The organism is Actinoplanes sp. NPDC051411 (assembly GCF_040682075.1).
GTDB lineage: Bacteria > Actinomycetota > Actinomycetes > Mycobacteriales > Micromonosporaceae > Actinoplanes.
The window spans coordinates 185,065-196,043 of sequence record NZ_JBFBAD010000004.1; the positions used below are offsets into that span (position 1 = coordinate 185,065).

The following is a 10,979-nucleotide window of genomic DNA, read 5'->3' on the forward strand; positions in this document are numbered from 1 at the left end:
GTCAATTACAACTGCCCGCGTCAACCACGAGAGGCGAGGCGAAATTCCGCTATGGGAGATCGGCCACAAAGACCGGGACCGAGCGCGGCGGCACGGTGAGGACGCCGTCGGAGGAGGCCGAAGCGGTACGCAGCAGCGGGTCGGCCGAGGCGGTCAGCTCGGGATGCAGACGAAGGCCCAGACCGGCCAGCGAAGGCACCACCTGCGACGACACCGAGTCGGTGGCGTTGAAGACCACGACCAGCGTGCCCCACTGGGTGTCGAGGCCGGTGCCGTCCAGGCACATCACGATCACGCCCGGGGTCTCCCCCGGCCCACCCAGCGGGAAGGACAGCCGCCGCTGCACCTCGTCGCCGGTCGGCAGCCCGAACACCGGCGACGAGCGGCGGATGCGCAGCATCTCGCGGTAGCGCTCGGCGGTCATCGCCACCAGCTCGGCCGACGGCACCAGGGCCGGGTCGGCGAGCAGCGGCCGGGCCCACGGCCAGCGGCCCTCGTTGTCGGAGGCCGGGGGCAGGCCGAGGCCGAACCCGTTGCCGGCCGCCGGGTCCCAGCGGATCGCGTTGAACCAGTCGCCGGAGTCGAACGAGTTGCGGTCGAGCGACTTCGAGCGCAGCCGCTCGCTGCCCAGGGCCATGAAGCCGACGGCCTGGCCGAGCACGATCAGCGACAGCGCGAGCACCTGCATGCGGGCCCGCTCGACGGGCGGGGTGCCGGCCGGCAGCTTGAACGCGAGAGCGTCGTAGAGGATCTCGTTGTCGTGGGCGTCGACGTAGTTGACCGCCTCGGCCGGGGCCAGCGCGTAGCCGCTCGGCGAGCCGTTGAAGTCGATCTGGGCGCCGCTCTGCTCGTGGCCGGTGTGGGTGACGAACCGGTAGGTCGCCAGCGCCCCGGACAGCCCGACCTTGATGCGGTCGTGAACCACCAGCGGGGTGCGTGACCCGAGCCCGGTCGCGAAGCCCTGATCGGTCGGGTCGTCGCCGAACGAGCCGCCGCCGCGGGCCGCGTCGCGCAGCCGGTCGTTGAACGTGCCGACGCCGGTGCCGGCCATGTTGACCTGGGTCGCCTGGGCGAAGCGGGCGTCGTAGGCCACCTCGCCGAAGTTCCACCCTTCGCCGTAGACGTAGACCTCGCGGCCGTCCACGCCGTGCTCGAACCGGGTGAGCCGGTCGAGCCCGACCCGCACCTCGAGGATGTTGGACCGCGGGTGGTGGCCCATCAGGTCGAACCGGAAGCCGTCGACCTTGTAGTCGCGGGCCCAGGTCAGCACCGAGTCGATGACCAGGCGGCTCATCATCATGTGCTCGGTCGCGGTGCCCGGGCAGCAGGTCGACTCGGCGGGCGTGCCGTCGGCCAGCAGGCGGTGGTAATAGCCGGGGACGACGCGGTCGAGGACGCTGAACTTCTCGAGCCCGACGCCCATGGTGTGGTTGTAGACGACGTCCATGACGACGCGCAGGCCGGCCTCGTTGAGCGCGGCCACCATGGCCCGGAACTCGCGGATGCGGGAGCCGCCGGCCGGGTCGACCGCGAAGCTGCCCTCGGGCGCGGTGTAGTGCCACGGGTCGTAGCCCCAGTTGAAGCCGTCCCGATCGGCGACTTCGGCCACGGCCCGCTGCTGCTCATCGGAAGACGGTGGCAACGAGGTCAGCTCGCACCGGGGAGACGCCTGGTCGGCCCGCCGGTCGGGCACGGTCGCGAAGTCGAACGCGGGCAGCAGGTGCAGGTGGGTCAGCCCGGCGTCGGCCAGCGAGCGCAGGTGCCGCATGCTGTCGGCCTCGGGCCGGGTGAACGCCGCGTAGGTCCCGCGCTCCTGCGGCGGCAGCGAGCCGTCGAAGATCGAGAACTCGCGCACCGACACCTCGGCGATCTGCATGCGGGCGGGCGCGACCGACGGCGGTTTGGCCAGCGATTCCCAGCCCGGCGGCATCAGCGCCGGATCGTTGAGGTCGACCAGCAGGCTGTGGGTCGAGTCGACGGCGAGTCCGAGCGAATAGGGGTCGGTCACGCTGGTCGTGACCACCCGCTGGGCGGCCGGGTGCCACACCTCGACCCGGAACCGGTAGTAACGCCCGAGCCACTTGCGCTTGCCGACCACCGACCAGACCCCGGTGACCGCGTCGCGGTCCATCGGAACCAGCCGGGGTTCCTCTCCGGGGGCACGCGACATCTCCAATTCGACCGTACGCGCGGTGGGCGCCCACACCGCGACCACCGGGCGGTCCTCGTCGTCGATCGTGACGCCCAGGTCGGCCTCGGACGCCTCGGCGTAGAGGTCGTCGAGCACGCCCGGCAGCTGGACCCCGGTGAGCGCGGTGAGGTGGCCCTCGGCGTCACGGCCGGCCACCAGCAACTGGCCGCGCAGCAGGTGACCCAGCGCGGCGTCGCCGAACTCCCGCACCGAGAACGCGCGGTAGGCCCGCAGGTGCGGGAACTTGCGGCTCTGGGCCTGGAAGAGTCCGCCCGGCCGCGGGGTGAGCGGGAGCGTGGTGTGCTCGCCGGTCAGTTCGTCGCCCGCCCGGCGCACCCCGTCGGACGAGCCGACCAGGGCGAACCCGCCGGCGCGGTCGGCCAGCTCGGGCGGCACCGCGATCGTCGTGCGGTCGAGGAAGACGGCGAGCGAGCGGGCCGGGTCGAGCTCGGGCCCGAGCGTGCGCAGGTCGGGGCGGACGGGCTCGACCGTGCCGGCGACCAGCCAGACCTCGCGAGTCACAGTCAGGTCGAGCCGCTGGTCGTCGGGCAGGTCCTTGGTGTCGCCGTGGTGCGCGACGAACCGCAGCCCCACGGCGTCGGGCTGGAGCGGGACCCGGAACACCGCCCCGAACGCGTCGAAGCCGGACGGGCCCAACGGCGTACGCCAAGGGGTTTTGGCCCGGGCGCCCTCCCAGACGTGCAGGCCCCACCCGCTGTAGTCGCCGTCGGGTCGCCGGAAATGGATGACGGCGAAGCCGCCGGTGCCACGAGAATCGGGTCTGGTTTCTGCCCGGGAGGTCGGACACTCCGAATAGATGGTGGAATCGCCGGGTTTGAGCCAGATCTCCGGGGTGGCTGCCGGATCGACGTGCCGGTCCTCGGCCCCATCCTTGACCCCGGCCCGATCGACCACGACAAAACCGACTTCTCGGGCGTCGTCGGCAAGCCGCACCCAGGCGAACCGGCCGCCGGCGTCCTCGCCCGCGAACGGGTGGCCGCCGGGGAAACCGGTGACCTGGTCAGGCGCGATGTCGCCCCAGGCGTGCAGCGACCAGGGCTCGTAGTCGTCGTCGGGCCGCAGATAGTGCACGACCAGCCATCGAGGCCGGCCCGGGGCAGTCGGTGGCGCGTCGGCCGATATCTCGATCGTGGTCACCGGGCCATCCTCGCACCGGGATCCGACGGTTTCCTCCGATAGCGATCAGCGCCTTGATCTGCGGTGACATCGAGTGGTCCGGGGGCGCTAGTCTGGTCGGCCTGTCCGAGCCACGGAGGAGCGGCGCGCCGGTGAAGGTCCTATTCCTGATCAACGATGCGTTCGGCATCGGGGGGACGGTCAAGACGACGTTCAACCTGGGCGAGGCGCTGGCCGAGCGCGGCCACGAGGTCGAGGTGCTGAGCACCGAACGCCGGCGCGACGTGCCGCACCTCACTGTGCCGCCCGCGGTCCGGCTGATGTCGCTGACCGAGGTCCGCCCGGACCACCCCGACCACGTCGCCGACGCGCCCGGCCGCGACCGCCCGGGCCGCCACTACCCGGCCGCCGACTTCAAGGCCTCGACCTACAACGCCTGGGTCGAGGGCCGTTACCGGCGCTACCTGGCCGGCACCGACGCCGACGTGGTCATCGCCACCCGGCCCGGCCTGATCGCCTACCTCGCGCGGCTCGCCCCGCCGCACCTGGTCCGCATCGGCCAGGAGCACCTGGTCCGCGGCCAGCACCGGGCCGCCCTGCGCAAGGAGATGCCGCGCCACCTGCGCCGCATCGACGCGTTCGTGACCGTCTCCCGGCGCGACGCCGAGGACTACCGCGCCAATGCCCGGCTCGGCCACACCCGCCTGCTGCACATCCCCAACAGCATCCCGGCACCCCGGGTCGCGCCCTCGCACGGCCGGGCCAAGCTGGTCGTCGCGGCCGGGCGCCTGGTCAAGAGCAAGCGCTACGACGTGCTGATCCGCGCGTTCGCCAAGGTGGTCGCCGAGCGGCCGGACTGGCAGCTGCGCATCTACGGCGACGGCGACCAGAAGAACGCGCTCCGCGCCCTCGTCCTCGAACTGGGCCTGCACAACCACGTCCGCATGATGGGCGGCTACATGCCGATCGAGCCGGAGTGGGCCAAGGGCGCGATCGCCGCGGTCTCGGCCGACCGGGAGCCGTTCGGCATGACGCTGGTCGAGGCGATGCGCTGCGGCGTGCCGGTGGTCAGCACGGACGCGCCGCACGGGCCGGGCGAGATCCTCACCGACGGCGTCGACGGCCTGCTCACCCCGGTCGGCGACCCCGGCGCGCTGGGCGACGCCCTGCTCCGCCTGATCAACGACGAGCCGCTCCGGCAGTCGATGGCGGCGGCCGCGCTGGCGAGTTCCACGCGCTACGACCCGGCGCCGATCGCCGAGCGGTACGAGCAGCTGTTCGAGGAGCTGGCGGCGGGCAAGAAGCGCCGCTGGTGGAGCCGGCCGGCCGAGCCGCTGACCGTGCTCGGGCCGGTCGCGTCGGCCGGAAAGCCGACCCTCGACTGGGACGGCGTGTCGCCGCTGCCGCCGGAGGTGGAGTGGAAGAAGCACTCCGAGACCGACTTCCAGCTCGTGCGGGAGGACGGCACCGAGCTGCAGGCCGGGCTGCGCGACACCCGGTGGCTGCTCGACAACCCCGCCGAGCAGCGCATCCAGCTGCCCTATCGGCGGCCGGACGGCACGCTCGGGGTGCGTGTCACCGATCGACCGGTCTATGCCGAGGTCGGACCGGTGCAGGCCGACGCCGACGGCGTACGGCTGGCCGGCCGATTGATCGGCGATGCCGCCACCGACGATGTCGCCCTGGTGGCGGTCTCGTCCGATTCTTCCGGCGAAAGCCGGGAATTTCCGCTTGAGCATGAAGCACGGACATTCCGGGCATTGATCCCGAGGCTTCCGACCGGAACCTGGTCCTTGAAGCTCCGGCTGGGCACCGAAGTGGTGCCGCTGGCCGGACTCCGCGACGACATAGTCGACAAAAGCCGCGCGTTCGTGCTTCCGGCCGCGACGATCGACGGAGTGACGCTTCAGCCGGTCTACCTCGCCGACAACACGTTCGCGGTGCGCGCCACGGCCTGACCCCGCCTTGCCCCGGCTTACAAGACGGACGTACGGTTTACGGGAAGCGTGAACCCAGAGTTAGGCCTGCCTAACCAGAGGACGCCGCCGAGCAATGCGAAAGACTGCTGAGGACTACTCACGGTCGCTGGGTGTGAAGGAGTTGACGTGGCCAGCCTCGACACCTTTGGTGCGAAGAGCGAGCTGCGCGTCGGTGACGCGAGCTACGAGATTTTCACGATCGACAAGGTCGAGGGGCACGACCGCCTGCCCTACTCCTTGAAGATCCTGCTGGAAAACCTGCTGCGGACGGAGGACGGCGCCAACATCACCGCCGACCACATCCGCGCGCTGGGCGGCTGGGACGAGACCGCCGACCCGAGCGTCGAGATCCAGTTCACCCCGGCGCGGGTGCTGATGCAGGACTTCACCGGCGTCCCCTGCGTGGTCGACCTGGCCACCATGCGCGAGGCCGTGAAGGAGTTGGGCGGCGACGCGACCAAGGTCAACCCGCTCGCCCCGGCCGAGCTGGTCATCGACCACTCGGTGATCGCCGACCTGTTCGGCCGCGAGGACGCGTTCGCCCGCAACGTCGAGCTCGAATACCAGCGCAACCGCGAGCGCTACCAGTTCCTGCGCTGGGGCCAGACCGCGTTCAACGAGTTCAAGGTCGTCCCCCCGGGCACCGGCATCGTGCACCAGGTCAACATCGAATACCTGGCCCGCACGATCATGGAACGCAACGGCCAGGCCTACCCGGACACGCTGGTCGGCACCGACTCGCACACCACGATGGTCAACGGCCTCGGCGTGCTGGGCTGGGGCGTCGGCGGCATCGAGGCCGAGGCCGCGATGCTCGGCCAGCCGGTCAGCATGCTGATCCCGCGGGTCGTCGGCTTCAAGCTGTCGGGCGAGATGCCGGCCGGCACCACCGCGACCGACCTCGTCCTCACGATCACCGAGATGCTCCGCGAGCACGGCGTGGTCAGCAAGTTCGTCGAGTTCTACGGCCCCGGCGTGAGCGCGGTGCCGCTGGCCAACCGGGCGACGATCGGCAACATGTCGCCGGAGTACGGCTCGACCGCGGCGATCTTCCCGATCGACGACGAGACGATCAAATACCTCAAGTTGACCGGGCGCAGCGAGCAGCAGGTCGCGCTGGTCGAGGCGTACGCGAGACGGCAGGGCCTGTGGCTCGACCCGGACGCCGAGCCGGCCTTCTCCGAGCGGCTCGAGCTCGACCTGTCGACGATCGTGCCGTCGCTGGCCGGCCCGAAGCGCCCGCAGGACCGCGTGCTCCTCTCCGAGGCGAAGCCGAAGTTCCGCGAGGCCCTGGTCAACTACGTGCAGCCCAACGGCCACGCCGACGAGGCCAGCGAGGAGTCGTTCCCGGCCTCCGACGCCCCGGCCAACGACGTCGACGACGACGCCGACAAGCCGCACCGGTTCGAGAGCGCCGCGAACGGATCCGAGGGCCGCGCGTCCAACCCGGTCCGGGTCACGGGCGACGACGGCGTCGAGTTCGAGCTCGACCACGGCTTCGTCGGCATCGCCGCGATCACGTCCTGCACCAACACGTCCAACCCGCAGGTCATGATCGGTGCGGCGCTGCTGGCCCGCAACGCGGTCGACCGCGGCCTGACCCGCAAGCCGTGGGTCAAGACGACGCTGGCGCCCGGCTCCAAGGTCGTCATGGACTACTACGACCGCGCCGGCCTCACGCCCTACCTCGACAAGCTCGGCTTCAACCTGGTCGGCTACGGCTGCACGACCTGCATCGGCAACTCGGGCCCGCTGCCCGAGGCGATCTCGGCCGCGGTCAACGAGAACGACCTCACCGCGGTCAGCGTGCTCTCCGGCAACCGCAACTTCGAGGGCCGCATCAACCCCGACATCAAGATGAACTACCTGGCGTCGCCGCCGCTCGTGGTGGCGTACGCGCTGGCCGGCACCATGGACCTCGACATCACCACCGAGCCGCTGGGGACCGGGTCGGACGGCAAGCCGGTCTACCTGAACGACATCTGGCCCAGCGCCAAGGAGATCGACGACGTCATCGCGGCGGCCATCGGCGCGACCGGGTTCAGCACCGCCTACTCGGACGTCTTCGCCGGTGACGAGCAGTGGCAGTCGCTGCCGACCCCTGCGGGCGACACCTTCGAATGGGCTCCCGACTCGACCTATGTGCGCAAGCCCCCTTACTTCGAGGGCATGCAGCCGTCCCCCTCGCCCGTGTCCGACATCTCGGGCGCCCGGGTGCTGGCCAAGCTGGGCGACTCGGTGACCACCGACCACATCTCGCCGGCCAGCTCGATCAAGGCCGACTCCCCGGCCGGCAAATACCTGGCCGAGCACGGCGTGCCGCGGCACGAGTTCAACTCGTACGGCTCCCGCCGGGGCAACCACGAGGTCATGATCCGGGGCACGTTCGCCAACATCCGGCTGCGTAACCAGCTGGTGCCCGGCGTCGAGGGTGGCTTCACGGTCAACCACCTGACCGGCGAGCAGACCACGATCTACGACGCCTCGGTGGCCTATCAGGAGGCCGGCGTCCCGCTGGTCATCCTGGCCGGCAAGGAATACGGTTCCGGCTCGTCGCGCGACTGGGCGGCCAAGGGCACCATGCTGCTGGGCGTCCGCGCGGTCATCGCCGAGAGCTACGAGCGCATCCACCGCTCCAACCTGATCGGCATGGGCGTGCTGCCGCTGCAGTTCCCGCCCAAGACCAACGCCGAGTCGCTCGGTCTCACCGGCACCGAGACCTTCACCATCACCGGCATCGAGGCGCTCAACGACGGCACCGACATCCCGGCGACGGTCAAGGTCCGCACCGACACCGGCGTCGAGTTCGACGCCGACGTCCGCATCGACACGCCCGGCGAGGCCGACTACTACCGGCACGGCGGCATCCTGCAGTTCGTTCTCCGCAAGATGCTCAACAGCTGACGCTTTCGCTTCGGATGGGGCCCGGCGCTGATCTCAGCGCCGGGCCCCGTCGCGTACGAGGTCCATGCGCGAGGTATAGCCGAGTTTCCGCAGGATGCGGGAGACATGGGTCTGCACGGTCCGGGGCGAGAGGAACAACTCGCTGGCGACCTCGGGGTTGGACTTGCCGGTGGCGACCAGCTCGGCCACCCGGCGTTCGGCGTCGGTCAAGGCCGCCCACCCCGACTCCGGGCGCTGGTCGAGGGTCCGGCTGCCCCGGCGGATGCCGAGCGGGCGCAGTCGCGCGTCCACCCGGCGTACGTCCCAGGTCGCACCCAGCGCGGCATAGCCGCGCACCGAGTCGTTGAACGCGGCCCGGGCCTGCTCGATCTGCCCGGACGCGGCCAGCCGCACCGCGGTCTCCTCGGTCGCGAAGGCCCGCATGAGGATCCAGCCGTGCACCTCGTAGACCCGCGCGATCGCCTGCAACGTTTCAGTGTCGTCGTCGAGCTGCGCCCGGCACAGCCGCGCGGCGGCCAGTTGCATGGCCAGCGCGTCGGGGCGCCGCGCGTCCTCGGCGGTGGCCTCGACGATCCGTTCCTCGAGGTCGCGGTCGTGCAGCTCGCGTGCGATCCGCATCAGCGCCGGCAGCCACATGTAGCGCTCCCGGTTTTCGAACTCGGCGTCCGAGCTGAGCCACGTGGTGAGCAGTTCGGCCGCCCGCCGCAGGTCCCGATCGGTGACCGCGCGCATGGCATCGGCCGCGATCAGATAGCCGGACCAGATGCGGACGTCGCCCGAGCCGATCGGGAAGCGCAGGCCCTCGGCGAGATGCCGCTCGGCCGGCGTCCACTCCTCGCGGTGCGCGTGCAGCATCGCGGCCAGCCCGTGGCGGCCGACGTTCAACGCGGCCGGCAACTCCTCCGGCATCCGGGCCAGATAGTCGAGCGCGATGTCCCAGCGGCCGAAGTCATAGCAGCCCATCGCCGCGGCCAGCAGCAGGGACGCGCCCCGGGCCACGCCGACCCGGGCGACGTGGTCGGGCACCTGCCGGGCGGCGACCTCGAACTCGTCGGCCCGGCCCAGGTTGTTGAGCGCGGCCAGCCGGTTGTTGAGCAGCCGCAGCCGCAGGTCAGGCGCCTCGTCGGCGGCCAGCCCGGCGAGCCCCGCGTCGAGGTGGGCGAGCGCCCGCAGCGGCTCCCGGTCGAGGTGGGCGAGCACGTGCCGGGCATAGCCGGCCGCCTCCGCGTCGCCGGCCGCCTCGGCCTCCCGCAGCGCCTGGTCGGCCTTCGCACGGCTGCCCTCCGGGTCGCCCCGGCGGAGCAGGATCTGCGCCTCGCGGCCCCGCAGCTGGGCCTGGACTCCGGGCCGCAGCAACGGGTCGGCCTGCCCTTCGACGACCAGACCGGCGGCGCGGTCGAGCTCGTTGTTGCGGGCCGCGATCGCTATCCGGGCTATCCAGGCGGTGCCGCGATGACCCGGGTCGGGGCTGTCCCGCAGCAGCGACTGGGCCAGGTCGTCGGCCCGTTCCTCCCGGCCGAGCGCGGTCAGGATGCGGATCAGCCGGGCCGACAGGGTCTCCCGGACGTCGGTCGGCAGCGCCGACGAGTCGAGGGCCGGCCCGAGCACCTCGGCCGCGACCTCGGGAGCCGCCCGCAGCACACCCTCGGGCAGCCGGGCCAGCCAGCGGCCGACCCAGGGCGCGCCGGGACCACCGGCCGCGCGCAGGTGCCCGGCGATCGTGTCGAACGCCGCACCCCGCTCGGCCAGCGCCTCGGCGAACTGGCGGTGCAGTGCCGAACGCAGCGAAGTGGACAGCTCGGAAGCCAGCGCCCGGCGGATCAGCCCGTGCCGGAACGTCAGCCGCCCGGGCTCGTCGGGGCGGCCCACCCGGTAGGCCCCGGTCTCGGTCTTGCCGCGCAGCCCCGAGCGGTAGGCCCCGGTCTCGTCGAGCAGGCCGGTGCGGTGCGCCTCGTCGAGGCTGTCGGCCAGCGCGGCCGGGCGCCGGCCGAGCACCGCGGCCAGCTCGTCGGCGTCGAACCGCTCGCCGAGCACCGCGGCCAGCCGCAGCAGGCTGCGGGTCTCCGGGGTGAGCGCGGCCAGCCGCCGGTCGATCGAACGGTCGCCGGCCAGATAGCGCGGGTTGCCGCCGGCGTCGGCCAGCTGGGCCTGGGTCGCCTCGCCCTTCGTCCGGACCAGCAGCTCGATGGCGGACGCCTCGTCGAGCGGGCCGAGATCGATCACGAGGGTGGCCTCGGCGCGCAACGCGTCGAGGTGGAGCGCACGCGGAACCGGTCCGGCCGACCCGATCAGCAGCAGAGGTAAGGTCCCGGTCGCCGCGGCAAGCCGATGCCAGATAGCCGACAGTGTCGGATCGGCATACTGAAGATCCTCGACCGCGACCGCCACCGGGCCCTTTTTCGCGGCCTCCAGAACCTTGTCGGCGCCCCCCAGCGCCGGATAAGGGTCCGAAATGTGCGGCCCGGCGGACGCGCGCAGCACATCGACGCCGTTCCCCTCGGCATCGGTAAGCACCTGGTCCAGCAGGGCAGACTTGCCGATGCCCGGCTCTCCGCCGACCCAGCAGACCTGCCCGTGCCCGAGGCGCAGCCGGAGAACGGCGTCGTTGAGCATGGTTATCTCGGCCGTGCGGCCGAGCAGTCCCCCCATGGGGCGCGAGTCTAAGCATGTGCGCAAGTCTTCGACCAGCGCGGACCGCCCGGACGTCAGCGGTCGTCCGGGCGGAGCCTCCGGAAGAGGGCGCCTGAGGTGCCACCGGGGGGTGGCCC

General features: G+C 71.7%; 4 protein-coding genes. 2 read left to right on the forward strand and 2 right to left on the reverse strand.

Translation table 11 applies throughout. The annotated features are described in order from the left end of the window. Positions 1 to 49: 49 nt before the first annotated feature. Complete coding sequence (gene pulA, locus AB0M88_RS03805) at positions 50 to 3,349, reverse strand: pullulanase-type alpha-1,6-glucosidase (RefSeq protein ID WP_364094895.1); 3,300 nt, start codon at positions 3,347 to 3,349, stop codon at positions 50 to 52. Between the two features lie 131 nt (positions 3,350 to 3,480). Between pulA and AB0M88_RS03810 the strand changes: the two genes are divergently transcribed. Continuing rightward, on the forward strand, positions 3,481 to 5,286 hold the full coding sequence (locus AB0M88_RS03810; RefSeq protein ID WP_364094898.1) for a glycosyltransferase family 4 protein: 1,806 nt from the start codon (positions 3,481 to 3,483) through the stop codon (positions 5,284 to 5,286). A gap of 147 nt (positions 5,287 to 5,433) precedes the next feature. Further along, positions 5,434 to 8,211 carry an aconitate hydratase AcnA gene (gene acnA / locus AB0M88_RS03815; protein WP_364094899.1) on the forward strand — a complete coding sequence of 926 codons (2,778 nt, stop codon included), beginning with the start codon at positions 5,434 to 5,436 and terminating at the stop codon, positions 8,209 to 8,211. A 33-nt stretch (positions 8,212 to 8,244) separates the two neighbouring features. On the opposite strand, the gene AB0M88_RS03820 is transcribed toward acnA, so the two are convergent. Continuing rightward, positions 8,245 to 10,860 carry a LuxR C-terminal-related transcriptional regulator gene (locus AB0M88_RS03820; protein ID WP_364094900.1) on the reverse strand — a complete coding sequence of 872 codons (2,616 nt, stop codon included), beginning with the start codon at positions 10,858 to 10,860 and terminating at the stop codon, positions 8,245 to 8,247. Positions 10,861 to 10,979: the final 119 nt, after the last annotated feature.

Coding starts and splice junctions, on each gene's coding strand:
- AB0M88_RS03820 (WP_364094900.1), bottom strand. CDS start 10,860: ATGGGGGGACTGCTCGGCCGCACGGCCGAGATAACCATGCTCAACGAC.